This is a genomic window from Streptococcus hepaticus, from assembly GCF_043656315.1.
GTDB lineage: Bacteria > Bacillota > Bacilli > Lactobacillales > Streptococcaceae > Streptococcus > Streptococcus hepaticus.
The window spans coordinates 203973-230012 of sequence record NZ_JBINIY010000002.1; the positions used below are offsets into that span (position 1 = coordinate 203973).

The 26040-nt window shown below is 41.5% G+C and carries 31 protein-coding genes and 1 pseudogene; 23 read left to right on the plus strand and 9 right to left on the minus strand.

What is annotated here, in order from left to right; all coding sequences use genetic code 11:
• Nucleotides 1-7 precede the first annotated feature (7 nt).
• From ACHUFA_RS03400 to ACHUFA_RS03425, 6 genes are all read left to right on the plus strand, one after another.
• Nucleotides 8-256 carry a DUF2129 domain-containing protein gene (locus ACHUFA_RS03400; protein ID WP_222347346.1) on the plus strand — a complete coding sequence of 83 codons (249 nt, stop codon included), beginning with the start codon at nt 8-10 and terminating at the stop codon, nt 254-256.
• Nucleotides 257-368: 112 nt separating this feature from the next.
• The gene (locus ACHUFA_RS03405; RefSeq protein WP_222347347.1) at nt 369-1547 is read left to right on the plus strand and encodes an ABC transporter substrate-binding protein; all 1179 of its coding nucleotides are present in this window, start codon (nt 369-371) and stop codon (nt 1545-1547) included.
• Between the two features lie 352 nt (nt 1548-1899).
• A complete protein-coding gene (locus ACHUFA_RS03410; RefSeq protein ID WP_222347348.1) occupies nt 1900-2787 on the plus strand; it encodes a branched-chain amino acid ABC transporter permease in 888 nt (295 codons plus the stop codon).
• A gap of 2 nt (nt 2788-2789) precedes the next feature.
• Entirely contained in the window at nt 2790-3737 is a 948-nt protein-coding gene (locus ACHUFA_RS03415) for a branched-chain amino acid ABC transporter permease (protein WP_394404913.1), read from the plus strand.
• Nucleotides 3738-4502, plus strand: coding sequence for an ABC transporter ATP-binding protein (locus tag ACHUFA_RS03420; RefSeq protein ID WP_394404914.1), 765 nt, complete (start codon nt 3738-3740; stop codon nt 4500-4502).
• The gene (locus ACHUFA_RS03425; protein WP_394404915.1) at nt 4502-5212 is read left to right on the plus strand and encodes an ABC transporter ATP-binding protein; all 711 of its coding nucleotides are present in this window, start codon (nt 4502-4504) and stop codon (nt 5210-5212) included. The genes ACHUFA_RS03420 and ACHUFA_RS03425 overlap by 1 nt, the downstream gene beginning before the upstream one ends.
• A gap of 48 nt (nt 5213-5260) precedes the next feature.
• Here the strand turns inward: ACHUFA_RS03425 and ACHUFA_RS03430 are convergent, their stop codons facing one another.
• The 4 genes from ACHUFA_RS03430 to ACHUFA_RS03445 form a co-directional block, all read right to left on the minus strand.
• Nucleotides 5261-5902, minus strand: a complete 642-nt coding sequence (locus ACHUFA_RS03430) for a sensor histidine kinase (RefSeq protein ID WP_394404916.1) — start codon at nt 5900-5902, stop codon at nt 5261-5263.
• Between the two features lie 514 nt (nt 5903-6416).
• Complete coding sequence (locus ACHUFA_RS03435) at nt 6417-7106, minus strand: response regulator transcription factor (protein ID WP_394404917.1); 690 nt, start codon at nt 7104-7106, stop codon at nt 6417-6419.
• Between the two features lie 38 nt (nt 7107-7144).
• Entirely contained in the window at nt 7145-7468 is a 324-nt protein-coding gene (locus ACHUFA_RS03440) for a hypothetical protein (protein ID WP_394404918.1), read from the minus strand.
• 6 nt (nt 7469-7474) lie between these two features.
• Nucleotides 7475-7864 carry a hypothetical protein gene (locus ACHUFA_RS03445; protein ID WP_394404919.1) on the minus strand — a complete coding sequence of 130 codons (390 nt, stop codon included), beginning with the start codon at nt 7862-7864 and terminating at the stop codon, nt 7475-7477.
• Between the two features lie 208 nt (nt 7865-8072).
• Here ACHUFA_RS03445 and ACHUFA_RS03450 point away from each other — a divergent pair, with 208 nt between their 5' ends.
• Nucleotides 8073-8729: a CBS domain-containing protein gene (locus ACHUFA_RS03450; protein WP_222347355.1), complete on the plus strand. Its 657-nt coding sequence runs from the start codon at nt 8073-8075 to the stop codon at nt 8727-8729.
• 36 nt (nt 8730-8765) lie between these two features.
• On the opposite strand, the gene ACHUFA_RS03455 is transcribed toward ACHUFA_RS03450, so the two are convergent.
• A complete protein-coding gene (locus ACHUFA_RS03455; protein ID WP_394404920.1) occupies nt 8766-9575 on the minus strand; it encodes a transporter substrate-binding domain-containing protein in 810 nt (269 codons plus the stop codon).
• A gap of 179 nt (nt 9576-9754) precedes the next feature.
• Between ACHUFA_RS03455 and ACHUFA_RS03460 the strand changes: the two genes are divergently transcribed.
• Nucleotides 9755-10945, plus strand: a complete 1191-nt coding sequence (locus tag ACHUFA_RS03460; protein ID WP_222347357.1) for an argininosuccinate synthase — start codon at nt 9755-9757, stop codon at nt 10943-10945.
• Between the two features lie 631 nt (nt 10946-11576).
• The gene (gene argH / locus ACHUFA_RS03465; protein ID WP_394404921.1) at nt 11577-12965 is read left to right on the plus strand and encodes an argininosuccinate lyase; all 1389 of its coding nucleotides are present in this window, start codon (nt 11577-11579) and stop codon (nt 12963-12965) included.
• A 15-nt stretch (nt 12966-12980) separates the two neighbouring features.
• On the opposite strand, the gene ACHUFA_RS03470 is transcribed toward argH, so the two are convergent.
• Complete coding sequence (locus ACHUFA_RS03470) at nt 12981-13847, minus strand: YitT family protein (protein ID WP_222347359.1); 867 nt, start codon at nt 13845-13847, stop codon at nt 12981-12983.
• Nucleotides 13848-14011: 164 nt separating this feature from the next.
• Here ACHUFA_RS03470 and tmk point away from each other — a divergent pair, with 164 nt between their 5' ends.
• The 13 genes and pseudogenes from tmk to ACHUFA_RS03535 all read left to right on the plus strand — a co-directional run bounded on the left by tmk (nt 14012) and on the right by ACHUFA_RS03535 (nt 22923).
• Nucleotides 14012-14647: a dTMP kinase gene (tmk, locus tag ACHUFA_RS03475; protein WP_222347360.1), complete on the plus strand. Its 636-nt coding sequence runs from the start codon at nt 14012-14014 to the stop codon at nt 14645-14647.
• Complete coding sequence (locus ACHUFA_RS03480) at nt 14644-15543, plus strand: DNA polymerase III subunit delta' (RefSeq protein WP_394404922.1); 900 nt, start codon at nt 14644-14646, stop codon at nt 15541-15543. Before tmk ends, ACHUFA_RS03480 begins: the two co-directional genes overlap by 4 nt.
• Nucleotides 15544-15554: 11 nt before the next feature.
• Nucleotides 15555-15869 (plus strand): DNA replication initiation control protein YabA, encoded by a 315-nt coding sequence (gene yabA / locus ACHUFA_RS03485; protein WP_222347362.1) that lies wholly within the window; start codon nt 15555-15557, stop codon nt 15867-15869.
• A gap of 1 nt (nt 15870) precedes the next feature.
• Complete coding sequence (gene rsmI, locus ACHUFA_RS03490; protein ID WP_394404923.1) at nt 15871-16743, plus strand: 16S rRNA (cytidine(1402)-2'-O)-methyltransferase; 873 nt, start codon at nt 15871-15873, stop codon at nt 16741-16743.
• Between the two features lie 197 nt (nt 16744-16940).
• The gene (gene serC, locus ACHUFA_RS03495) at nt 16941-18032 is read left to right on the plus strand and encodes a 3-phosphoserine/phosphohydroxythreonine transaminase (protein WP_222347428.1); all 1092 of its coding nucleotides are present in this window, start codon (nt 16941-16943) and stop codon (nt 18030-18032) included.
• A gap of 2 nt (nt 18033-18034) precedes the next feature.
• Complete coding sequence (locus ACHUFA_RS03500) at nt 18035-18616, plus strand: GNAT family N-acetyltransferase (RefSeq protein WP_394404924.1); 582 nt, start codon at nt 18035-18037, stop codon at nt 18614-18616.
• A gap of 12 nt (nt 18617-18628) precedes the next feature.
• The gene (locus ACHUFA_RS03505; RefSeq protein ID WP_394404925.1) at nt 18629-19804 is read left to right on the plus strand and encodes a 3-phosphoglycerate dehydrogenase family protein; all 1176 of its coding nucleotides are present in this window, start codon (nt 18629-18631) and stop codon (nt 19802-19804) included.
• A 239-nt stretch (nt 19805-20043) separates the two neighbouring features.
• Nucleotides 20044-20520, plus strand: a complete 477-nt coding sequence (locus ACHUFA_RS03510) for a methylated-DNA--[protein]-cysteine S-methyltransferase (RefSeq protein WP_394404926.1) — start codon at nt 20044-20046, stop codon at nt 20518-20520.
• A gap of 1 nt (nt 20521) precedes the next feature.
• A complete protein-coding gene (locus ACHUFA_RS03515; protein ID WP_222347367.1) occupies nt 20522-20878 on the plus strand; it encodes an arsenate reductase family protein in 357 nt (118 codons plus the stop codon).
• 104 nt (nt 20879-20982) lie between these two features.
• On the plus strand, nt 20983-21450 hold the full coding sequence (locus tag ACHUFA_RS03520; RefSeq protein ID WP_222347368.1) for a hypothetical protein: 468 nt from the start codon (nt 20983-20985) through the stop codon (nt 21448-21450).
• Nucleotides 21451-21591: 141 nt separating this feature from the next.
• Nucleotides 21592-21891 (plus strand): hypothetical protein, encoded by a 300-nt coding sequence (locus tag ACHUFA_RS03525; RefSeq protein ID WP_394404927.1) that lies wholly within the window; start codon nt 21592-21594, stop codon nt 21889-21891.
• A gap of 48 nt (nt 21892-21939) precedes the next feature.
• Nucleotides 21940-22146 (plus strand): annotated as a pseudogene (locus ACHUFA_RS03530) (hypothetical protein); the annotation flags it as partial.
• Between the two features lie 42 nt (nt 22147-22188).
• Nucleotides 22189-22923, plus strand: a complete 735-nt coding sequence (locus tag ACHUFA_RS03535; RefSeq protein WP_394404969.1) for a M13-type metalloendopeptidase — start codon at nt 22189-22191, stop codon at nt 22921-22923.
• A gap of 1 nt (nt 22924) precedes the next feature.
• Here the strand turns inward: ACHUFA_RS03535 and ACHUFA_RS03540 are convergent, their stop codons facing one another.
• The gene (locus tag ACHUFA_RS03540) at nt 22925-23587 is read right to left on the minus strand and encodes a DNA alkylation repair protein (RefSeq protein ID WP_222347370.1); all 663 of its coding nucleotides are present in this window, start codon (nt 23585-23587) and stop codon (nt 22925-22927) included.
• A 135-nt stretch (nt 23588-23722) separates the two neighbouring features.
• Here ACHUFA_RS03540 and nth point away from each other — a divergent pair, with 135 nt between their 5' ends.
• Nucleotides 23723-24352, plus strand: a complete 630-nt coding sequence (nth, locus tag ACHUFA_RS03545; protein WP_394404928.1) for an endonuclease III — start codon at nt 23723-23725, stop codon at nt 24350-24352.
• A gap of 87 nt (nt 24353-24439) precedes the next feature.
• Here the strand turns inward: nth and ACHUFA_RS03550 are convergent, their stop codons facing one another.
• Together ACHUFA_RS03550 and ACHUFA_RS03555 are read right to left on the minus strand one after the other, a co-directional pair.
• Nucleotides 24440-25027 carry a helix-turn-helix domain-containing protein gene (locus tag ACHUFA_RS03550; RefSeq protein WP_394404929.1) on the minus strand — a complete coding sequence of 196 codons (588 nt, stop codon included), beginning with the start codon at nt 25025-25027 and terminating at the stop codon, nt 24440-24442.
• A 157-nt stretch (nt 25028-25184) separates the two neighbouring features.
• Nucleotides 25185-26012 (minus strand): exodeoxyribonuclease III, encoded by an 828-nt coding sequence (locus ACHUFA_RS03555; RefSeq protein ID WP_222347373.1) that lies wholly within the window; start codon nt 26010-26012, stop codon nt 25185-25187.
• Nucleotides 26013-26040: the final 28 nt, after the last annotated feature.

Sequence of the window (26040 nt, forward strand, 5' to 3'; positions counted from 1 at the left end):
GAAGAGCATGTTTGAGAGAGAAGAACGTTTGAGTTTAGCCGTTTATTTGCACTATAATCGTGATGCGCGTAAATTGAACCAGTACGGAGATTTGACCTATCATTCACGTCGTCTGCGTTATGCTATTTTATATGTCCGTCAAGAACAGGCAGAAGAAATCATGGCTAGTTTGAAAAAAGAGAAGTTTGTTAAGAAGGTTGTTCCATCTTATTTCAAGGAAATTGACAAGGATTTTGTGGGTTCTTTATATCGATAAAAAAGGAAAAGGTTTTCAAGAAATTCTTTTTCTTTTTTTGTTGACAATTTTCTGATAATTCAGTATATTAGTTACATCATTAAATTTATAAGGAAAGTTTAGGAAAAATCTTATGAAAAAAAGTAAATTTGCTGTGGCTCTTGTGAGTCTTGCCTCGGCTGCCATGCTTGTAGCTTGTTCAAGTGTTTCGAGCACGGGTGGTGCAGGTGCGAACGCAACTGGTACAAAAATTGGTGACACAGTTAAAGTAGGACTTAACTTAGAATTGTCAGGTGCAGTTTCTTCTTATGGTCAAACAGAAGCAAATGGTGCGAAATTGGCTGCTAAAGAAATCAATGCCAATGGTGGTGTAGATGGTAAAAAACTTGAAATTGTCTCAAAAGACAACAAGTCTGAAACAGCAGAAGCAGCAACAGTTGCAACCAGCTTGGCTAGTGAAGGTGTCAATGTCATCGTAGGTCCTGCGACTTCAGGTGCGTCAGGTGCTTCAACTTCAAGCGTTACAAAAGCAGCTGTTCCAATGATCACACCTTCAGGTACACAAACAGACTTGGTCGTAGATAGCAAAGGAAATACACAAGAGTACTTCTTCCGTACAACCTTTACAGACGGATACCAAGGTGAAATCATGTCTAAGTATGCAACAGAAAAATTGAGCGCTAAAAAAGTTGTTCTTTACTACGATAACTCATCTGACTATGGTAAAGGTGTAGCTAAGGCATTCAAAAAAGCCTTCAAAGGAGAAATTGTTGCAGAAGTAACGTTTGCTTCAGGTGACAAAGACTTCCAAGCAGCTTTAACAAAAATCAAAGACCAAAAGTTTGATGCCATCATCATGCCTGGTTACTATAATGAAACAGGTACGATTACAAAACAAGCGCGTGAACTTGGTCTCAACCAACCAATCCTTGGTTCAGATGGTTTTGACTCACCACAATATGCGGAATTGGCGACAACGTCAGCAGCTAACAATGTTTACTACCTTTCAGCATTTGTAACATCTGCAAGTGAAAAGGCAAAAGCTTTCTACGATGCCTATAAAGCAGAATACGGTGAAGAGCCATCTATGTTCTCTGCGTTGGCATATGACTCAGTTTATATGGCAGCTAAAGCAGCAGAAGGTGCGAAAACATCTGTTGACATCAAAGATAACTTGGCTAAATTGGCTGATTTTGAAGGTGTAACAGGTACAATGTCTATCGACAAAGAACACAATGTAGTGAAATCTGTTTACGTTGTGGGCTTGAAAGATGGGCAACAAGCTACAGTTGATACAGTTTCTGTAGATTAATCAAAAGAATGATGGAGCTGGGCAAAAAGTCCAACTCCTAATTTTATTTGAGCTAGAATTGCAAGACGCAGTGGTTGATTGACATCTTTGTTCGCTTTCAAGCTTCAAAGATAGCCTAATCAATTGTGCGGGGGTGGGAGAGAAAAGGTCCAGTGGACGTTTTCTGCCTGAGCTGAAAATACGGGAGCGAAGGGAACTCTTTATTACTTGCCAGGAGTTCTTTCCCACTCCCTCTTTACAGTTGGAAAATAGAAATTTTTTCGAATTGTCAGACAATATCACTTGAAAATTGTCAGAAAATTTTGTATAATGTACTGTATTTGAAAAATATTTAGAAAGATTTGGTGAACTTATGCTTCAACAACTTGTCAATGGTTTGATTCTGGGTTCTGTATATGCCTTGCTGGCACTTGGTTATACCATGGTATACGGGATTATCAAACTCATTAACTTTGCCCACGGGGACATTTATATGATTGGTGCCTTTCTGGGTTATTACCTTATCAATAATTTGACGATGATTGACAATATGGCCGTCCGTTTCTTTGTGGCTTTGCCAATTGCGATGGCACTGACAGCGGTATTGGGAGTTGTCATTGAGTTCTTGGCTTATCGTCCTTTGCGCAATTCAACACGGATTGCAGCCTTGATTACGGCTATCGGTGTATCCTTCTTCTTGGAATACACCATGGTTTATTTCTTCTCGGCGAATGTTCGTCCCTTCCCACAAGCCGTTGAAACCATCAAGTTTAGCCTTGGTCCAATTAGCGTGACCAATATTCAGCTCTTGATTCTAGGCATTTCCTTGGTGTTGATGGTGGCCTTGCAATTTATCGTTACCAAGACAAAAATGGGGAAAGCCATGCGTGCGGTTTCTGTAGACAGTGATGCGGCGCAACTCATGGGGATCAATGTTGACCGTACCATCAGCTTTACCTTCGCCCTGGGTTCTGCTTTGGCTGGGGCAGGTGGTGTTCTCATCGGTCTTTACTACAACTCTATTGAACCTCTTATGGGAATGACTCCTGGTATTAAAGCCTTTGTTGCGGCGGTGCTTGGTGGTATCGGAATTATCCCTGGTGCGGCTCTTGGTGGCTTTGTAATCGGGATTTTGGAGACAATGGCTACTGCAGTTGGTCTGTCAGACTTCCGCGATGCGGTTGTCTATATCGTCCTCATTCTCATCCTCTTGGTGCGTCCAAGTGGTATCCTCGGTAAAAATGTGAAAGAGAAGGTGTAACCATGAAACAAAATTTGAAAATCAATCTCATCTGGTTTGCCATTCTTGTAGCAGGCTTTCTTTTGATTGATGGCTTGGTAGCAGCAGGTATCTTTAATTTTTACTACATTCAAATTGTAGAGCAAATCGGTGTCAATATTATTTTGGCTGTCGGTCTTAACTTAGTTGTCGGGTTCTCTGGTCAATTTTCACTAGGACACGCTGGTTTTATGGCAATCGGTGCCTATGCTGTGGCTATTCTTGGCTCACAAGTACCAACATACGGTGGTTTCATTTTGGCGATTGTAGTCGGAATGCTCTTGGCGGGTGGAGTAGCTCTCTTGGTTGGTATTCCTACTCTTCGTCTTAAAGGGGACTACCTTGCCATCGCCACTCTGGGTGTAGCGGAAATTATCCGTATTCTCATCATCAACGGAGGTGACTTGACCAATGGTGCGGCAGGGATTATGAACATTCCGCTTTTCACCAACTGGCAAATCGTTTATGCTTTTGTAGTGATTACGACTATTTTGACGCTCAATTTCTTGCGTAGTCCTATGGGACGTGCAGTGATTTCGGTTCGTGAAGATGAAATTGCTGCGGAGTCTGTTGGGGTAAATCCAACCAAGATGAAGGTCGTAGCCTTTGTGATTGGTGCCATGACGGCAGCGATTGCTGGAGGCTTGCAGGCTGGGTATGTCGGAACTGTTGTGCCAAAAGACTTTGCCTTTATGACTTCTGTGAACATCTTGATTATTATCGTTTTGGGTGGTTTGGGCTCGATTACGGGAACTTTCTTGGCAGCTATCGTCTTGGGCGTGCTCAATGTATTCCTTAAAAACTACTCAGATATTAGTATGATTATTTACTCGCTGGCCTTGATTCTCATCATGATTTTCCGTCCAGGTGGACTTTTGGGGACCAAAGAACTTGCCCTGTCAGCGTTCTTCAAAAAGAAGGAGGACAAGTAAATGGCACTTCTTGAAGTAAAAAAATTAACCAAGCATTTCGGTGGGTTGACAGCCGTTGGCGATGTTACCATGGAATTGGAAACAGGCGAATTAGTCGGCCTAATCGGACCAAATGGTGCTGGTAAAACAACACTTTTCAACCTTTTGACAGGGGTCTACGAACCAAGTGAAGGTTCGATTACCCTAGATGATACACTCTTGAATGGCAAAGCGCCGTCTAAGATTGCTGCTCTCGGCCTCTCTCGTACCTTCCAAAATATCCGCTTATTCAAGGATATGACAGTGCTGGAAAATGTCTTGATTGCTTTTGGTAATCATCACAAACCGCATGTCTTTGCTAGTTTCTGCCGCTTACCTATCTTCTATAAAAATGAAGTAACACTTAAAGAAAAGGCTTTGAAACTCTTGAAAATTTTCAACTTGGACAAGGATGCAGATACGCTTGCTAAGAATCTTCCATACGGACAACAACGTCGCTTGGAGATTGTCCGCGCCTTGGCGACAGAACCAAAAATCCTCTTCCTTGATGAGCCTGCTGCTGGTATGAACCCACAGGAAACGGCTGAATTGACTCAGTTGATTCGCCAAATCAAGGATGATTTCAAGATTACGATTATGTTGATTGAGCACGATATGAGCCTAGTTATGGAAGTAACTGAGCGTGTCTATGTGTTGGAATATGGTCGCTTGATTGCCCATGGAACGCCAGATGAAATCAAGCAAAACAAACGTGTAATTGAAGCTTATCTAGGAGGTGAAGCCTAATGTCTATGTTAAAAGTTGACAACCTATCAGTGCATTACGGCGTCATCGAAGCTGTGAAAAATGTTTCCTTTGAAGTCAATGAAGGTGAAGTTGTTACCTTGATTGGGGCCAATGGAGCTGGTAAAACCTCCATTCTACGCACCATTTCTGGCTTAGTTCGTCCGTCGTCAGGAACGATTTCTTACCTTGGAAATGAAATTCAAAAAGTCCCAGCCCGTAAAATAGTAGCATCTGGACTTGCTCAGGTACCAGAAGGACGTCACGTTTTCCCAGGTTTAACGGTTATGGAAAACTTGGAAATGGGTGCTTTTCTTAAAACAAATCGTGATGAAAACCAGAAAAATCTCAAGAAGATCTTCGATCGTTTTCCACGTTTGGAAGAACGAAAAGGTCAGGATGCAGCTACCCTATCAGGTGGGGAGCAGCAGATGTTGGCGATGGGGCGAGCACTGATGAGCCAACCGAAACTGTTGCTCTTAGATGAGCCATCAATGGGGCTTGCGCCAATCTTTATTCAAGAAATTTTTGATATTATTCAAGATATCCAGAAACAAGGGACGACGGTTCTCTTGATTGAGCAAAATGCTAATAAGGCACTTGCTATCGCAGACCGTGGTTATGTATTGGAAACAGGTAGTGTTGTCTTGTCTGGTACAGGACAAGAACTCCTCGCTTCTGATGAAGTCCGCAAAGCCTATCTTGGGGGATAAATGAAAAAAGGTGTTGAACGCATTGGTTCAGCACCTTTTATCTTTTTCCTAAAATGTAATTCGAAATTGAACGCCGTTTTCAATGTTCTGCGCTGTAATTTTCCAGCCATGTTGCTCAATAATTTCCTTGGTGAGGGCCATGCCAATACCTGATTGACCATTTTTTCCTGTATAGAATCGGTCAAAAGTATGCTGTAGGTCGTCGGCGGAGAGGAGAGGGCCATCGTTTTCAATGACGATTTGTTGCTGATCTGCTTGAACAGCAATGGAAGTTTTTGCGTAGCGCAAACTATTGGCGACGATATTGGTAATGGCACGTTCTAATAGCTGAGGATTGGCAGAAATCTGGTAATCGGATACATCAATAGTGAGGTCTAATCCCTGTTTCTTGGCTTGAAATTGGCTTTGATAGAGGATATTTTCTAGAAATTCTTCCAGCGATAGGTTTATTTTTTCTACTTTGAGACTTCCATTTTCTAGGCGCGAAAGATGGAGAATTTCGTCCACTAGGTTGGCTATTTTAGTGGTTTCTCGTAAAATAGCAGAACTGGCTGATTTTGGAGCGACAAGATTTTGTAAAAGTCCGTCCGCGTAGCCTTGAATGACCATGAGAGGAGTCTTGAGTTCGTGGGAGGCATTCTCGAAAAATTCTTTCTGTTTTTGTTGGTCTTTCTCAAGACGACTTCCCATGCTTAGACCCAGCAAACCTGCACCAATGAGGCTAATAGGCAGTGAAAGCAGCAGAATAAGAGAAATATTCTCTACAAGATTGTGCTCTAAGCTGGCATTGACATAGAGAAGGAGAAGTTGTTTTTTGACAGTGACAACTTTTACAAAGTAGAATTTTTTACCGATTTTGGTCTGTAGTATCTTATTTTCTTTGCCATTTTTTAGCCCAGTTGACCATTTTTTTTGATCACCGTAGTAATAATAGGAGAGGTCAGTTTTGTCACTGCTTTCTTCGGAAACAGGAATATCGGGAATAGTCTGGATTTAATTCAATCATCTCAGCAAAGAGTCGATTTTCATCCTCATTTTGCTACAAATCTTGTCCAGAATAGATAGCTTGAGAGGTTTCAATTGCTTCTTTAGCTTGATTGGCAATGTAACTACCCATGGTCATGTGAAAGACAAGAAGACCCACGAGAGAGATCAGGACCGCTGTTAGGACAAAGAGGGAGACAATCGTTTTTTTTGACTGGTTTCATTGGAGTACCCCTAACTTATAGCCATAGTCCCAAACAGTTTTTAGAGAGACTTGGCTGTTGGCGCCAGCTAATTTTTTGCGGATACGTCGGACAGTTTCATCTGTGACTCGTGTCTCAAAATCTGCTGACATCCCCCAAACAGTATCCAATAATTCATCGCGGGAAACGGCCTTACCTGCTCCTTTTATCCTATAAATCATGACTTGCAGCTCAGTTTCTGTCAAATGTAAATTTTCCTCAGAGACATAGAAAGCATGATCTTTGTCTGAGTAAGTCAGGTCTCCAAAGTGGAAATCATCTGCCTTGCTCTGCCCTTGTTCCATATCAATCCGACGAAAGAGGGCCGTGATACGACTCATGAGAATGGAAGGTCGGAAGGGTTTGATCATGTAGTCGTCACTACCAGAGTTGATGCCTAAAATATAGTCCATATCCGTATCTTTTGCGGTCAGTAGAATGATAGGAACGGTGGAAAGTTGGCGAATTTCCTTGGTCAATTCTAATCCTGACCGTCCAAGCATCATAATATCCAGCAAAATCAAGTCGCAGGGCTCTTTTTCAAAGGCAACAAGAAGGTCATCGCCTGTTTCAAAAACAGACACCAGATAGCCGGCATCTTCTAAAAAGGTTGCTAAAATTTCACGGATACTGGTATCATCATCCGCAGCATAAATTCTTTTTTTCATCTATTTTTTCTAAAGTAATACAGTAAAATCATGTGATTTTACTGTATCGTATTTTGAGCGATTAGGCAAGTTTTGTCTAGAAATAAGAGCGTCGTGATGAGAGTATCTTTTTCCTTGTCCGTCAAGTTTTTGTTAGCTTTGATTTGCTCAGCTTCCACTTTAGTATCTAAGGCATCAATGACATCGTAGAGACCATTCAATTCTTTTTCCAAGGCATCTGCTTTGGCTTGGTCTGTTACATGACCATTTTTATCAAATAATGCCTCCAATTGTCCTTCCAAGTTGCGAATTGTTTCAGATTTTGAAAGGTAGTCCGCTTTTTCCTTATCCGTCAAGCCAGATTGATTGAGGTAGTCTTTCAATTCTTCTTAGGCTTTGCTGGCATTTCCAGCATCGACCTTAGCTGGAATGGATTCAACTGATTTATAAAGGTCGTCTAATTTAGTTTGCAGCTGATCCAATTTTGCTTGATCCGTCACCTTGCCATCTTCACCGAGGAGTTTGTCCATTTGAGCGGTGATGTCTTGGGCTTTTTTATCTGCTTCAATCAATTTTGTTCGCTCAGCATCTGTGAGTGTTTTGTAGTCTGAAAGATCAGGTGCAGGTAGATTGCTGCAATCGATTGTTTCAATGGTTGTTTTTTGTGCGGCATTTTCATTTGCAAAAACAGCTGTTTGGCTGAGTGGGACAACGGCTACAGTAGCAGCTGCTGCAAAGCTAACAAAGATAAGTTTGAGAGATTGTTTTTTGTTTTTCATGAGAGTGTCCTCGTTTCTTTTATTTAGTCATCTTTTACTATGTCTAAAGTATACAGGACTTTGAAAAGGAAATCTCCGTAATTTTGTGTTAGAAATGCCACAAAAAGGTCACAAAAAATGGAAAAAGAAAAAGACTTTTTCATAGGACTACTGTAATCGTTTTCTGAAATGTGCTATAATAGAATAAGAAAAGAATGGAGGAATTTCTATGGCTGTTAAAGATTTTATGACTCGTAAAGTAGTGTATATTTCACCAGATACAACAATTGCCCACGCTGCCGACCTCATGCGTGATCAACAGATTCATCGCTTGCCTGTTATTGAAAACGATAAATTAGTTGGTTTGGTGACAGAAGGAACGATTGCAGAAGCCAGTCCTTCAAAGGCAACTAGTCTTTCTATCTATGAAATGAACTATCTTCTCAATAAGACAAAAGTTAAGGATGTCATGATTAAGGATGTCATTACGGTATCCCAATTTGCCAGCCTAGAAGATGCGGTTTACCTGATGTACAAAAATAAGGTTGGTATTTTGCCCGTTGTGGATGATGAGCAACTCTATGGTATTATCACAGACCGTGATGTCTTTGCAGCCTTCCTTCATGTGTCGGGTTATGGAGAAGAAGGTGTTCGCCTCCGTATGCTAGTAGACGATAAACGAGGAGTGCTAGGCAATATTCTTCAATTAATTGCTCAAGAAGGCTACAATATTAAACGTACGGTACAAATTGAAGATCGAGCAGAGCATGCCGTCGTTGAGATTCAAATCGCTGGCAAGGTAGATGTGGATCGTTTGAAAGCTAGCTTGACAACTGCCGGTTTCAACGTAGACAGTATCCAGCCTACAGTTGCTAAGAAAATATAAGAAATCAGCCCTTCCGATTGGGAAGGGCCATTTTCTTTATTCATTCGTATTTGCTTGGTAGGCTTCTTGGACATAGTCCTCGTATTTTCCAGAATCGACTAAATCTTTTACGACTCTGTTGATTTTTTCTTTTAATGTACGATTGTTCTTTGGTAATGCAACGGCGTAAGAGTCAGTAGCAGACGAATCCAATTCAATTGTGGAGAGGACCAGTCCAGGATTGTTCAGGATATAGCCTTGCGCAATTGGTTTTTCTAAGATAACGGCATCAACGGTTCCTGATTTTAGTTCTGTAATCATATTTCCGTTAGACGTCAGTGAAATAAGATTAGCTTCTGGAATTTGCTCTTTAATGACGTTTTCCTGTACAGAGCCTTTTTGTGCGGCAATATTCTTTCCAGATAGACTCTTTATAGTGGAAAATTTGGCACTATTCTCCTCTTTGACGATGAGAACATTTTTAGCCTGGTAGTAGGCATTTGAGAAATCAAAGGTCTTTTTTCTTTCCTCTGTGACAGAAATTCCTGAAATGGCAATGTCCGCTTTTCCGCTCTGCAGGCTGGAAAGAACATTGTCAAAACTCATTGGAGAAAGTTCTAATTCAACATCGAGTTCATCCGCAATGGCTTGGGCTAATGCTACATCTGAACCAAGAATAGTATCTTTTCCATCGACCAATGTCTTGAATTCAAATGGAGCAAATTCAGGATTGAGCGCAACGACTAATTTATCATTTTTTTGAATATTATTAAGTGTGACATCATCTGTAGAAGTAGAAGAACAAGCTCCTAATGTTAATGAAATAGCGATTGTTGCAAGCTCTAAAGCTGTTTTTTTGAATGTCATATCAAAATCTCCTTTATTTTTTGTTGTATGTTTATACATTTTATGTTATTGTTAAACATAAGTCAAGAATAAAATGAAAAAATATACAAAAAAACTTGACAAATAAATAATAATTCATTAAAATACACTACATCCCCTACGAGGTAGGGAAGAAAAGAGAAAGAAAATGGGTGGTAAACATGACAAAGGAAAAATTGATTTTAGCATATTCTGGCGGTTTAGACACATCTGTAGCCATTGCTTGGCTTAAAAAAGACTATGATGTTATTGCAGTATGTATGGATGTTGGTGAAGGAAAAGATTTGGATTTTATTCATGATAAAGCCCTCGCAGTTGGTGCTATTGAATCATACATCTTGGATGTTAAAGATGAATTTGCTGAGGAGTATGTTCTTCCAGCTCTTCAAGCTCACGCCATGTACGAACAAAAATACCCATTGGTATCTGCCCTTAGCCGTCCCATTATTTCTAAAAAATTAGTGGAGATTGCCCATAAGACCGGTGCGATAAGCATTGCGCATGGCTGTACTGGTAAAGGAAATGACCAAGTTCGTTTTGAAGTAGCGATCGCAGCCTTAGATCCATCCTTAAAAGTGGTTGCCCCAGTACGTGAATGGAAATGGCATAGAGAAGAAGAAATTCAATTTGCAAAAGAAAATGGCGTTCCCGTCCCAGCGGACCTTGACAACCCATATTCAGTTGACCAAAACCTTTGGGGCCGCGCTAACGAATGTGGTGTCCTAGAAAACCCATGGAACGAAGCGCCAGAAGAAGCCTTTGGCATCACAAATTCACCAGAAGCAGCACCAAACGAAGCTGAATACGTTGAGATCACTTTTGAAGCAGGTAAACCGGTAGCCATCAACGGCAAAGAAATGAAATTGGCAGACCTTATCCAAGAATTGAACGTCATTGCTGGTAAACACGGAATCGGACGTATCGACCACGTTGAAAACAGACTTGTCGGTATCAAATCACGTGAAATCTACGAATGCCCAGGTGCAACTGTTCTTTTGACAGCCCACAAAGAAATCGAAGATTTGACCTTGGTACGTGAAGTATCACACTTCAAACCAATCCTTGAAAATGAACTGTCAAATCTTATCTATAACGCCTTGTGGTTCAGCCCAGCAACCAAAGCCATCATTGCCTACATTAAAGAAACCCAAAAAGTCGTTAACGGTACTGCAAAAGTGAAACTCTATAAAGGTTCAGCTAAAGTTGTTGCACGTAAATCACCAAACTCACTCTACGACGAAAACCTAGCAACCTACACAGCAGCAGACAGCTTCGACCAAGACGCAGCCGTAGGCTTCATCAAACTCTGGGGGTTACCAACTCAAGTTAACTCACAAGTTAATAACAAATAATGGCTTTGATGCGTTTTCATTTGTCCTTAATATTCCTTGCCTAACTTAAGTTATGCCAGCGAGGCATTGCCTAGACTTAGAGAACATCATAACCATTATTAGTCCCCAAACGGCGAACGAAGTGAGCTACAAACCGATAGTTCCCGTCGTGGTGGCATGATTGAGCCCCTAGGCTCAAAAATTAGCGATGCTTTAACAGTCTTGGAGACTGTTAAAGATTGGAAATAAGAAAAGTACAGCTTTTCTCAAGCGTTCAGGCTTCGCTTGCGTCCGCCACCACCTATGACACGGAAATTGCAAAATCGATATTATATTGCAATTGGAATTAGTAAGGTTGCTAGGCAATCCACAATAGTGGTTGCCGTAGTCTATCAGTGACTTTAGTCGCTAGATAGACTTGCTACGTTGAGGAAACTATCACTACAAAAGAATTTTAGTAAGAAAAACCTTCAGATAAAAGGAGTCAGCGAGCTCCATCTGAAACTCTTTTCTTACACTACACCTCGATAAGGTGCCCAGAGAGACACTTCGAAAACCTGCGGGTTATTCGTCCAGTGAGACGATTTAGAAAAGCTGAGACGACGGTCCCAGCTTTTATGGTTTCAGAAAAAGTAAGAAAAGAGATAAGATTATGGCAGAAAATCACAAATTATGGGGAGGCCGTTTTGAGGCTGGCCTTGAAAAATGGGTTGAAGAATTTGGGGCTTCTATCAGCTTTGACCAAAAAATGGCTAAATTTGATATTCAAGGTTCGATTGCACATGTAACCATGCTTGGAGCGACAGGGATCATCGCCCAGGAAGAAGCAGACACCATTAAGGCTAGTCTTGAAAAATTGCTGGTGGAGTATGAGGCTGGGGAGTTAGTCTTTGATATTTCCAACGAAGATATTCACATGAATATTGAAAGCCTCCTCACCGCTGAAATTGGTGCGGTAGCAGGCAAGCTCCACACAGCTCGTTCTCGTAATGACCAAGTGGCAACAGATATGCACCTATATCTCAAGGCTAAGTTGCAAGAAGTGATTGAGAAATTGCATAACCTCCGTGCTTCTTTAGTAACCTTGGCTGATAAACATGTTCATACCATTATGCCAGGCTACACGCATTTGCAGCATGCGCAACCCATTTCTTTTGGGCATCACTTGATGGCTTACTACAACATGTTTACGCGTGATAGTGAACGTTTTGCGTTTAACGTGAAACACGCAGACATGTCGCCGCTTGGTGCGGCGGCTTTGGCAGGGACAACCTTCCCTATCGACCGTGAGATGACAGCGCAGCTTATGGGCTTTGCCAAACCCTATAGTAACTCCCTTGATGCGGTATCTGACCGTGATTTTATCTTAGAATTCTTATCGAATGCCAGCATTCTGATGATGCACATGTCTCGTCTCTGTGAGGAAATCATCAACTGGTGTAGCCATGAATATCAATTTGTGACGCTTTCTGATACTTTCTCAACGGGCTCATCAATTATGCCACAGAAGAAAAATCCTGATATGGCTGAGCTCATCCGCGGGAAATCAGGTCGTGTCTATGGTAACTTGATTGGTCTTTTGACGGTTATGAAATCTCTACCTTTGGCTTATAATAAAGATCTTCAAGAAGACAAGGAAGGCATGTTTGATACGGCTGAGACCATTACGGTGGCCATCGATATTTTGGCTGGTATGATTAACACTATGACTGTCAATGACAAGCACATGGCGAAATCAACGGAGAAAGATTTTTCAAACGCGACAGAGTTGGCAGACTATCTGGCTTCTAAAGGACTTCCTTTCCGTGAAGCCCATGAAATTGTTGGGAAATTGGTCTTGGAATGCACTAAGGCAGGCTATTATTTACAGGACGTGCCCCTTGAGCGTTACCAAGAAATTTCTGACTTGATTGATGAGGACATCTATGTTACCTTGCAATCTAAAACAGCAGTAGAGCGCCGTAATTCATTGGGTGGCACTGGCTTTTCTCAGGTCAACTGGCAAATTGATTTGGCTAAAAAGGAATTGAGCGCATACTAAAAGACTAGGGGCTTCCTAGTCTTTTTCCAGTGGTTGTTTGTTTGAATCGAGGGTAAATCCTTCGCCTAGCACCTCATGGGCATCTACGATAGTGATGAAGGCGTGGGGATCAATTTTGTGGATGAGATCTTTCATTTCTTGTAGCTGACTCTTATAGATAACAGAGTAGATCATGTTGGTCTCTTTTTTTGTATAAAATCCTTGAGCCTTGATGAAGGTCACACCACGCTCGATTTGAGAATCGATGGCGGTTGCTAGCTCTTGCGATTTTTCTGAAATAATCATGACACCTTTGCTGCCGTAGCCACCATCGCTGACAAGGTCAATCATCCGAGAAGCGATTGTCACTTCAATGAGGGTATAGAGGACGATACGTAAATCTTTTGATACGAGAACAATTAGGACTAACACCATAAAATCTACTACTAAAATCCATTGACCAATCGTGTAAGGAGTAAATTTGTGTCCGATACGGGCGACTATGTCACTTCCTCCCGTAGTTCCTCCAGCTTTGAAAATAATGCCTAGACCAGTTCCGATAAAAATTCCAGCTAAAATAGCTACAATCATGAGGTCGCCTTCTAAATGAATCTTGAGGGGGAACCGTTCAAAGATTGCCAGCCAGCCTGTAACCGCAAATGTTCCAACAAGACTATAATAGAGCATGCGTTTTCCCAAAAGTTTCCAACTTAAGATGAAAAGTGGGATATTGATCACAATATTCATGATAGATGGTTTAATATGAAAGAGGTAGTAGATGACCAAGGTTAGACCAGTTGCCCCACCTTCATAAAGACCATTGGGCATGACCAGATAATTCAAGCCAAAAGAAAACAATCCTGCTCCAAGCAAGATAAAAGCAATATTTTTAAATTTTAACATGTGTATTCCTCGTAAATTCTTCAATTTATTGTATCAAAATCTAGATAGGGGAGCAAGAGACTTTCTAGAAAAGTCAGTTTAGTGAGGAGAGGGGAACAGATTTTGGGGTGCTTTTTCCATGAATTTTTGGTAGAATAAATAGAATATGAAAGTGCGAGGGAATCATGGAAAAAGGTATTTTTATCACATTTGAAGGTCCTGACGGTGCAGGTAAAACGTCAGTATTACAAGCTTTGCTACCGCAATTAGAGGCATTGGGACGAGAAATTGTAACCACTCGTGAACCGGGTGGTGTAGCGATTGCGGAGTCTATTCGTGAGGTTATCTTGGAGCCCAAAAATACAGCTATGGATGACAAGACAGAGTTGCTTTTGTACATTGCAGCTCGTCGTCAGCACTTGAAAGAGCGTATTTTACCTGCCTTGGAGAGTGGCAAACTACTGTTAGTAGACCGTTTTATTGATTCATCAGTAGCCTATCAAGGCTTTGGGCGCGGCTTAAATGCAGCAGACATCGATTGGCTCAATGATTTTGCGACAGATGGGCTAAAGCCAGATTTGACCCTTTATTTTGACATCGATGTGGAAGAAGGGCTAGCGCGTATTGCACGTAATAAACACCGTGATGTGGATCGCTTGGATATGGAAACAGTAGATATGCATCAGCGCGTGCGTCAGGGCTATCTGTCAATTTTAGAAAAAGAGGGCAATCGAGTGGTCAAAATTGATGCCAGTCAAACCTTGGATGCCGTTGTGTCAGATGCCCTAGCGGTCATTAAGAAACGTTTTTTTGAAGAATGAAACAAGAACTACTCAAACAAATACAACCACAGCTTTTTGAGCGCTTTAGCCATATTTTAGAAGCCAATCGTTTAGGTCACGCCTATCTATTTTCTGGGAATTTTGCTAGCTTTGAAATGGCTAAATTTTTAAGTCAAGCCGTTTTTTGTCAGGAAAATGAACATCAGCTTCCTTGTGGGCAATGCCGTAATTGCCGCTTGATAGAACAGGAAGAATTTCCAGACATGACCATCGTTTCACCTCAGGGGAATATGATTAAAACAGAGACGGTGCGTGGGCTTGTCAAAGATTTTTCTCAGTCTGGATTTGAAACAAATCGTCAGGTTTTTATTATTCGTGATGCGGAAAAAATGCATCCCAATGCGGCTAATTCCCTTTTGAAAGCAATTGAAGAACCGCAATCAGATATTCATATTTTTCTGTTAACTAACCAAGAAGAGGCGGTGTTGCCGACCATAAAAAGTCGGACGCAACTGATCACTTTTCCTAAAAATACGGCTTACATGGAGCGTTATTTAGAAGAAAAAGGCTTACTGAAAAAGCAAGCTCGTCTCTTGGCTCAGTTGGCTACTAGTTTGACAGAAGCGGAAGAGCTGTCACAACAAAAAGGTGTATTGGAAAGTCTTTCGGTAGCTAAAAAATTTACAGATACCGTCCTCCAACAACCCCCAAAAGCTTACTTATCCGTTGGGAGCTTGGTTCAATTAGCAAGTGAAAAGGTTGAACAGGGAAGGATGTTTGATCTCTTAGGACTCTACTTGTCAGAAAGTTTGGTCCAAGAAGAAGGAAGAAAGGCACTGATAGGTCTCCTTGAAGCTCGACAGATGTGGATGAGTAATGTTAGCTTTCAAAATGCGCTGGAACGTTGGGTATTAAGGCTTACTAAGAAAAAATAGAAGGGACGAGTATGGATAAGAAAGAGATTTTTGACGCATTAGAAGATTTTTCACAGAATATTTTAATGACCTTGGCTGAGGTTGAAGCGATTAAAAAGCATCTTCAAGCAGTCATTGATGAAAATACTGCACTGAGATTAGAAAATTCCAAATTGCGTGAGCGTTTGGAAAAAGATGACAAGGAAAATACCAAGACAAATTTTGGGAAAGTCAATTTAGAGAATATCTATGAGGATGGTTTCCATATTTGTACATTTTCTTATGGGCAACGTCGTGACAATGACGAGGACTGCATGTTCTGTTTAGAACTATTGAATCGAGAGTAAGATGCAAGTACAGAAATCATTTAAGGAAGAAAAGGTGACGGGAACTCTTTATTTGGTTCCGACGCCAATTGGAAATCTGCAGGATATGACCTTTCGTGCAGTTGAGATACTGAAAACAGTTGATTTTATTTGTGCAGAGGATACACGGAATACAGGCGTTCTTCTCAAACATTTTGAGGTAGACACCAAGCAAATTTCTTTCCACGAGCACAATGCTTTTGAAAAAATTCCTGATTTGCTAGACTTGTTGCGTGAAGGAAAATCCTTGGCACAGGTATCAGATGCAGGCATGCCCTCTATTTCAGACCCTGGTCATGACTTGGTCAAGGCAGCCATTGCGGAGGAGATTCAGGTAGTGGCTTTGCCAGGAGCTTCTGCGGGGATTACAGCTTTGATTGCCAGTGGTTTAGCGCCTCAACCGCATGTTTTCTATGGTTTTTTACCACGAAAATCTGGTCAACAGCGCAGTTTTTTCGAGAAAAAGAAATCCTATCCTGAAACGCAGATTTTTTATGAATCTCCCTATCGTGTAGCGGATACCTTGGAAAATCTATTGGCTGTCTACGGGGACCGTCAAGTAACGGTAGTACGGGAACTGACCAAGCTTTATGAAGAGTACCAACGCGGGAGCGTCTCAGAGATTCTGGCTTATATCGAAGAAAATCCACTCAAGGGCGAGTGCCTGATCATCGTAGCGGGCTATGATGGTCAAGAGGAAAGCCTGTCTGCCGAAGAAGTTGATATTCCTAGTCGTGTAGCAGTAGCTATTGCTGGTGGTCTCAAGCCCAATCAGGCTATTAAACAGGTTGCCAAGGAATTTGGTCTCAATCGCCAAGAGGTTTATGCCCTCTACCATAATATAAAAGAAGACTAATCTTGCTCAGTGCAGGATTAGTTTTTTTGACAATAGTTTATAGGAAAGCGGAATCATTTTGATATGATTTATAAAAACATGTATATATATATCTATATAAAGAGGTGACTGGAATAAATATTCAGAAAATTGTAAATAAGTGTGTTATTCGGTCATTTTTATGCTATAATGGACAAAATAAATTTTGGAGGTAAATGATGACAATTTACAATTTCTCTGCAGGACCTGCAGTATTGCCACAAGAAGTGCTCAAAAAAGCACAAGCAGAATTTTTGGATTATGCCAACTCCGGCATGAGTGTAATGGAATTGTCCCATCGCTCCAAAGAATTTGATGACATTATTAAAGATGCTGAAAATCTTTTGCGTGAACTGATGGCTATTCCAGATAACTATAAGGTTCTTTTCTTGCAAGGTGGGGCATCGACACAATTTTCTATGCTTCCGCTCAATCTAGCAGTTGGCAAGAAAGCCTACTATCTGGTGGCAGGTTCATGGGGCAAAAAAGCCTACACTGAAGCTGTAAAACTGTCTAAGACCATTGCTTTTGAACCAATTCTTTTGGCTTCATCTGAAGAATCAGTCTATGATTATGTTCCAAGTTTTGATCCAGCAGACATTGATCCTGAAGCAGCCTATGTCCACATCACGACCAATAATACGATTGAAGGAACATCTATCTATGGCTTGCCAGATACAAATGGTGTGCCAATCGTAGCGGATATGTCTTCTAACATTCTCGCAGTCAAATACAATGTAGCAGATTTCGGCATGATTTATGCTGGTGCTCAAAAGAATATTGGTCCAGCTGGTGTGACCATTGTGATTATCCGCGAAGACTTGCTTAATGAGGAACCTGTTCTTTCAAGCATGTTGGATTACCGTATTCAAGCAGATAATGACTCTCTCTACAATACTCCACCAACATTTGGTATTTACATGGCTAAATTGGTCTTTGAACATGTGAAAGCACTTGGCGGTGTAGAAAAGACGGAAGAAATCAACCGTGAGAAGTCTGGTTTGCTCTATGACTTTATTGAAAAATCTGATTTCTATACTAGTCCTGTTAAAAATCCAGCTGATCGCTCTGTTGCCAATATCCCATTTGTGACACCAAGCAAGGAATTGGATGCAAAATTTGTAAAAGAAGCAGATGCTCTTGGCTTCAAGAACATCAAAGGACACCGCAGTGTAGGTGGTATGCGAGCAAGTCTTTACAACGCCTTTCCACGTCAGGGTGTGGTAGATCTCATTGCCTTTATGGAAAAATTTGAAGCGGAGAACAAGTAAACATGGACATACGACTAGCTCATCCAAATGAAGTTGAGCCAATCATGGATATTCTAGAAGATGCCAAGAAAACTCTTGCAGCAGCAGGAAGTCCCCAGTGGCAAAATGGCTATCCAAATTCAGAGATTGTGATTGAAGACATCTTGGAAAATCGTGCTTATGTTGGGATTGTAGATGGGGAAATTGCAGCCTATGCAGCTGTTTACCTAGGCAACCAAGCTGAGTACACAGCCATTTACGATGGCAAGTGGAAACATGATAATTATCTCTATGTGACCTTCCACCGTGTGGCGGTTGCTAAGGAGTTTACGGGCCAACAGCTGGCGCAAGCATTTTTAGAAGGTCTGATTGAAGGGCATAAGGGGCCAGATTTTCGTTGCGATACCCATGAAAAAAATGTGGTCATGCAACATATTCTGGAAAAATTAGGCTTTGTGTACTGTGGAAAAGTTCCTATTGATGGTGAGCGATTAGCTTATCAAAAAATCAAGAGAAAAGCAGAAACTGCTCTCTATCAAGAATTGTCTGAGAACGACCGTTGGCTCCGCGGAGGAGAAGAAGTAGCCTTTGCAGAAGAAGAATAAACGAGGAAATTTATGGTATTTAGCGTTAAAACTTATAACAATATCAATCAAATTGGGCTCAAAGAATTGGGCAATCATTTTCAAATTGACGGAGACAAGGCAGATAATCCAGATGCCTATATCATCCGTAGTCAAAATCTACATGGTGTAGAATTTCCGTCAAATCTGAAAGCTATTGCGCGTGCAGGTGCGGGGACAAATAATATTCCCATCGAAGAAGCAACGGCAGCAGGAATTGTTGTCTTCAATACACCTGGAGCCAATGCCAATGCGGTAAAAGAAGCTGTTATTACCGCTCTTCTTTTGTCTGCGCGTGATTACTTGTCAGCGTCAGCTTGGGCTAATACACTGACTGGCGACGATGTTCCAAAACAAATCGAAGCAGGTAAGAGTCAATTTGCGGGCTCAGAGATTGCAGGTAAAACACTGGGAGTCATTGGTCTTGGTGCCATTGGTGCTCGTATTGCCAACGATGCCCGCCGTTTGGGAATGAATGTCTTGGGCTACGATCCCTATGTATCTATTGAAACAGCTTGGAATATCTCTAGTCATGTCAAACGGGTCAATGACTTGAAGGAAATTTTCAGTCAGTCAGACTATATTACTGTCCATGTGCCCTTGACACCGGATACCAAACATACCTTCAATGAGCAGGCTTTTGCCTTGATGCAAAAAGGAACAACGATTATTAACTTTGCCCGTGCAGAGTTGGTGGACAATCAAGCCCTCTTTGAAGCCATTGAAACAGGTGTGGTCAAACGTTACATTACTGACTTTGGAACGGAAGAATTGCTCAACAAAGCAGGGATTACAGTCTTTCCACATGTGGGTGGTTCAACGGAAGAAGCAGAGCTCAACTGTGCTATTATGGCTGGTAAAACCATTCGTCAGTTTATGGAGACAGGAGAAATTACCAACTCTGTTAACTTCCCCAATATGCACCAACCGCTCAATGCACCTTACCGTATCACCCTGATTAACAAAAATGTACCAAATATTGTGGCGAAGATTTCGACGGCTGTGTCAGAATTGGGCATCAATATTGAGAACATCCTTAATCGTGCCAAGGGTGAGTATGCCTATACTCTTCTTGATTTGGATGAAAGTGATAAGGAAAAGGTACAAGGTTTGGTAGATAAATTTCAAACATCTGAAAACATTGTGCGCGTGCGCTTGATTGAAGGATAAATAGTAGAGAAGAGCCTGGGACAAAAGTCTCAGGCTCTCAAACTTCTATAATTTTAACAGTTTGATGCAGTGGATGACTGAATGTTCTCATTCCTTGCTAGACAAGCAATTTTGAACAATCTAGTCAACTGTGCGGAGGTGGGACGACAAAATCGATTTCTGCGAGATTACGATTTTTGTCCCACCCTCTTTGATGATTTTGACTTGATTTTATGTCCCATTTTCGTTATGCTAAATTTATGTATTACCAAGATTTTTATCAGTCTCCGCTTGGAGAAATACGGCTTTTGACAGATGAGAATGGTCTTTGTGGTCTTTATTTTGTTGGTCAGAAGTATGACTTGCGAGGTTTTGAAAAGGAAGAAATCTTTCTCCAGGAAACGGCTAGTATCGTGGCAGCCAAAGTTTGGTTACAAGCCTATTTTGCTGGTCAGGATTTGCCTGAGGTGACCTTGTCCATTCACGGGACGGATTTCCAGAAAAAAGTTTGGGCTTGTCTGCGAAGGATTCCTGCGGGTAGAACTCTGACCTACGGTCAGCTGGCTGAGGAACTTTCTTGCAAATCTGCGCAAGCCATTGGCGGAGCCGTTGGGAAAAATCCTCTATCGCTGATTATCCCTTGTCACCGTGTGCTGGGAGCAGATGGGGCTTTGACGGGTTATGCCGGTGGAGTAGAACGGAAGGCTTGGTTATTGGAGCACGAGAAAAGGAGCTAATATGTACACATTTTATGAATATCCGAAATGCACGACTTGTCGCGCGGCTAAGAAGGAGTTAACCCAATTGGATTTGGAATTTGAAGCCATTGATATTAAGACCAATCCGCCTCAAGTAGAAATATTACGTGGTCTTTTGGAGAATTCACCTTTGGAACTGAAGAAGTTCTTCAATACTTCAGGAAATAGCTACCGCGCATTAGGCCTCAAAGACAAGTTTGACAGTTTGTCGGTAGACGAAGCGTTGGCGCTATTAGCTAGCGATGGCATGCTGATTAAGCGACCAATTCTGATCAAGGATGGCAAGGTCTTGCAGATTGGCTATCGGACAGAATATAAAGAGTTAAGCTTAGACTAGTTTTATTTATAACATACTGAAAGCAGGGAGAAATCTTTGTTTTTTGTATTGATTTGGGACGAAGACTTTGGTAGAATGGTCACTAAAAAATTGGAGACTATTTTATGAAAAAGAAGAACATAGTTGCTCTTGGTGGTCTTGTGACTCTTGCTGCCCTTGCTTTAGGGGGCTATGTCTACCAGAAACAGTCTCCGTTACCTCAGAAGGATTTTTATAAGTTTGTTAATCATGACTGGTTGAAGAAAACGGAGATTCCCAAAGATGATGTTGAGATTTCTAGCTTTTCTGAATTGCAGGCGAGTATCGATGAGGAATTGGTTAAAGATTTGCAGGACATCGCTGAGGGAAAATTGACGACCAATCAGCCAGCGATGGAGTCAGCTGCTAAATTTTACAATCAATTAGCGGATGAAAAGACTCGGGAAAAATCTGGAATGGAGGCTGGTAAGCCCTATTTGAAGGATATTGAAAATTTGCAGTCCTTGGAGGACTTGAAGAAGGTAGCTAACCAGCGCTTAGAAATGGGCTTGGTCATGCCATTTTATTCGACGCCAGAGGGGAAAAAAGTCTAGTTTCATGGGCCTAGCTTGATTTTAGAAGATGCTTCCTATTATGAGGATGAAAAAGGTAAGAAAGAATTACTGTCTACATATGAAAGGTCAACAGTTGAACTTCTTCAAAGCTATGGTTACTTAAAACAAGAGAGTCAATAATTGGTAAAGGACAGGCAGGAATTTGACCAAATCCTACTCAAGTTCTTATCAAGTGGTGAAGAGGAAAAGAGCTGGTCAGCCATGGCTAAAATGCATGATACGTTTCGCCTAGATGAGATTGCTCGTCATTTTGTTCAGCAAGTGGAAAAGGTTCATATTGATGATTCGGTCTATTTTTCAAATCTTAAGCAGATTTTAAATGAAAAGAATTTTCCTCTCATCAAGTCTTGGTTGTTGGTTGTACAGGCTCGAGATATGGCTTATTACTTGACACCAGAAGCAAGTGATTTGGTACAGTAAACTTCTCTCAAGCAGTACGGGGCAAGAACAACGACGTCAGTCAAGAAACAGGCCTTGGCTTTGGTGGAGGACTCCTTTTCAAAAAGTATCAGTCATCATTATCGTCAACAACACCAGTCTGACCAAACGGATCAGGCAGTTTCGGACATGGCAGAGGCCATCCGTCAGGTGCATATCGATCGGATGAAGAAGAATGGCTGGGTGTCTGAGCAAACTAAAACAGCAGCCCTTGAAAAATTAGATAAATTGAAAATTGTTATTGGCTATCATGATCAAGCTACTCTTTCGGAAAATGATTTGCAGGTAGATGAGACAGCTAGTCCGTTAGAAAATCACTTTGCTCTTAATAAAGCGCAGTTGACTTACCAGCGCCAGCATTTTTCAGAAAAAGTTGATCGTGGTGAGTCGTTGCTGCCAAATTATATGGTAAATGCATTCTATAGTCCTTTAGGAAATATGATTTATCTGCCAGAGGATATTTTGAATGCACCATTTTTTGATAGTCAAGCTAAAAAAGGGACCAACTACGGAGCCCTTGGAAGTATTATTGGTCATGAAATGACGCATGCCTTTGATCCACAGGGAGCCAATTACAATGCGGACGGTAAATTTGGAATTTGGTGGCGTTTGGAAGATTATCAAGCCTTTCAGAAAAAGACTTATGAATTTATCTACCAATGGGATGAGTTGACCTTGAATGGAAAGCAGTTGCAGGGCAAGCAGTATTTACAGGAAAATATTGCAGATGCAGGTGGTTTGTCGGTAGCTTTGGAGGCATATGGAAAGGCAGATCTTGCTTTCTTTGAAGGTTATGCTAAGACCTACGCTGCTAAGCAAACTCCAGAAAATCAGGAGTACTTGCAGAGATTTGACTCACATGCCCCAGCTAGTTTGCGGGTTAATCAGCAGTTGAAAAATATGGATGTCTTCTATGAAGTCTACGATATTAAAAAGGGGATGCCATGTACTTACCACCAAAAGAACGCATCTCTCTTTGGTAAAAAAGAATCTGAAACAGTTGTCCCAGACTAGTTTAGATATACTTGCTCGCTTCTTTGATAGATAAGGGGGCGAGTTTTTCTTTGTGTTGCTGAAGGAAGGTACGCACCCAGTTGGGATTGACTTTGGAATAATCGCGCAGGGCCCAACCGATAGACTTGTTGATGAAAAATTCTTTACTACCAAGGTTGAGAAGAATAATTTTTTCAAGTAGGTCTGTATCGGTCTTTTCTTTGCGACCAAGTTGGTGGTCAATAGCAAGGCGGCAGAGCCAGAAATCCTCTGACTGAGCAAACTCGAGCATGAGATCACGAATGCGGTCATCAACGATATTACCAAAAATCCTATCTAAGCTATCAATGGAATCCCACCATTGGTGACTAGTTGCGTAGGTGAGGAGCTTTGGAATATCATCGAAGGTCAGAAGTGTTTGCTGGGATTTCAAATAGTCACAGACAAAATAATCTAACTCGCGATGAGGAAGATTCCAAGCCAAATCCAGTAAGTCCCAGTCCAAGAATTTAGCCTTTTTATCTGCTGCGATAATATCCTTATAAAGTAGTCGGCGGGCAGGCGTACGGACGCCGAAGAAGGAAAATTGATGACGGAGGTAAGCGGACATGGCTTCTGCGTCTTTAGGATTTGCTGCCGCTTCAAATCGATTTACTAAGAGATTGTATTTTTCTTGTGTATTCATTGTTTGAATTATTTCCTTTTTCAAATGAGTAATAAGGTATTATATGATGAAAGTGGTGGTAAGTCAATTCTTTTGTCCAAGCCTGTCGCCGTCTTTCTAGCGCCAGCCATGTTATAATAGAGAAAAGGAGAAACTATGGTTTTATCAAAAAAGCGTGCTAGAAAAGTATTAGAAGAAATTATTGCCCTTTTTCCAGATGCTCAGCCAAGTCTGGATTTTCGCAACCACTTTGAGTTGGTGATCGCAGTTCTCTTGTCGGCTCAAACGACAGATGTTGCTGTTAATAAGGTTACCCCAGCTCTATTTGCTGCTTATCCAACGCCTCAAGCCATGGCGGAAGCTAGTGAGGCTGATTTGGCAAAATACATTGCAAGCTTGGGGCTCTATCGCAATAAGGCGAAATTTATGAAAAAATGCGCCCAGCAGTTAGTTGATGACTTTGATGGTGTCGTACCACAAACGAGGAAAGAGTTAGAGAGTCTGGCAGGAGTGGGGCGTAAGACGGCAAATGTGGTGATGAGTGTGGGATTTGGCATTCCAGCCTTTGCCGTAGATACCCATGTGGAGCGGATTTGCAAGCACCATGATATCGTGAAAAAATCAGCGACACCGAGAGAAGTGGAAGACTATGTCTGTTCGGTTCTTCCACCTGAAAAATGGTTGGCAGCTCACCAAGCCATGATTTATTTTGGGCGTGCTATCTGTCACCCTAAAAATCCAGAGTGCCACCAATACCCGCAATTATATGATTTTTCGGATTGTTGAGAGTGAGATAAATGAGATTTTAACCACTACGTTTTATGTTCCAATCAACATCAATAAAGGAGCTAGACTTGTTGCCTAGCTCTCTTTTTATGGAAAAAGCCATAACACCATTAGTGAACTAATGATGGCTAACAGGGCGCAAGCTAAAGAAAATGCTAGCACAATGAGTGGTTTTTGATAGGGATATTTAGCCTTTTCTACCCGTTTTTCTATAGTATCAAGGGTTCGTCCCTCGGAGATGGCGACAATTTCTTTATAGGTTTGTACATCATATTTCTTTTTAAAGGCTTCAATGCGATTGGCATAGAAAGATAGGGGAATGAGCAATAAAGCCCAGAGAAGGAAACCCCACCAACCTAAAAAGTGCAGTAGCGGAAAGGCGCTAAGAGCGGAAATAATCATCAATGCCAACATATAATAGGTATCGTGACTGAGCCTGTCTTGTTCTTGATGAGTGATGATGATTTTCATTTCTTCCAAATCTCCTTTTATAAGAGTATCAAGAGTCACTTGAAAAATCTGACTGAGGAGTAGCAAACTATGAATATCGGGATAGGTTTTATCATTTTCCCAGTTTGAAATACTTTGTCGACTGACATATACTTTTTCAGCCAGTTCTTCCTGTGAGAGTTGTAGTGATTTGCGGTAGTTGACAATTTGCTGACCAAGTTTCATATTTTTCTCCTTTTGATATCATTAGTGTACTCATAGAAGCCATTTTTGTCTATCAAAAGTCTTTTACATCTAATATTGTTAGCTTTTTTATAGTTTATCACATAGTTGATACGAGGTTGACAAGAAAAATTCCCTATCAATGAGATAGGGAATCTGTTTATAATTCAATTTCTAAGACAATCGGTGTGTGGTCTTGACGAGCACCAGAGTCAATCATATCAGACTTGGTAATCTTGTCAGCAAGGCGGTCAGAGGTCAACCAGTAGTCGATTCTCCAGCCCGTATTGTTGATTTTTGAGGTCTTGCTACGTTGTGCCCACCAGCTGTAAGCATTCAAGATATCACCGTGCATGTGGCGGAAGGTATCGGTAAAACCTTTTGATAAGAGGTGGGTAAAGCCAGCTCGTTCTTCGTCGGTAAAACCTGGGGAACGGCGATTACTGTTTGGGTTTGCCAAGTCGATTTCCTTGTGGGCTACGTTGTAGTCACCTGTTGCGAGGACAGGTTTTTGGGCATCCAATTCTGCCAAGTAAGCTGCGTATTGGACATCCCAAATTTGACGGTCTTCCAAGCGTTTCAAGCCGTCACCAGCATTTGGTGTGTAGACTTGTGTGACGAAGAAATTGTCAAATTCCAGCGTAATGATACGTCCCTCTGCATCCATGGTAGTAGGAGCACCGATTTCAGGGAAAGTGATAGTAGGTGTCCACTCCTTGCGGTAGAGAAACATGGTACCTGCATAGCCTTTGCGGGCTGGCTCTACAGATGAACGCCAAGCAACCTCGTGATTTGGGAAATAGTCAGATAAGATTTCCAAGTGTTTTTTGGTAGGCCCTTTGGCAGAGAGTTTAGTCTCTTGAATGGCGATAATATCTGCATTTTCAGCTACAAGTGTATCAATAACAGCGCGTGAGAGGAGGGCGCGTGGCGAATCGCTGGTAAGAGCAGCGTTGAGGGAATCGATGTTCCAAGAAATGAGTTTCATAATCTTTCCTTTATTTTTTTTTTGATAT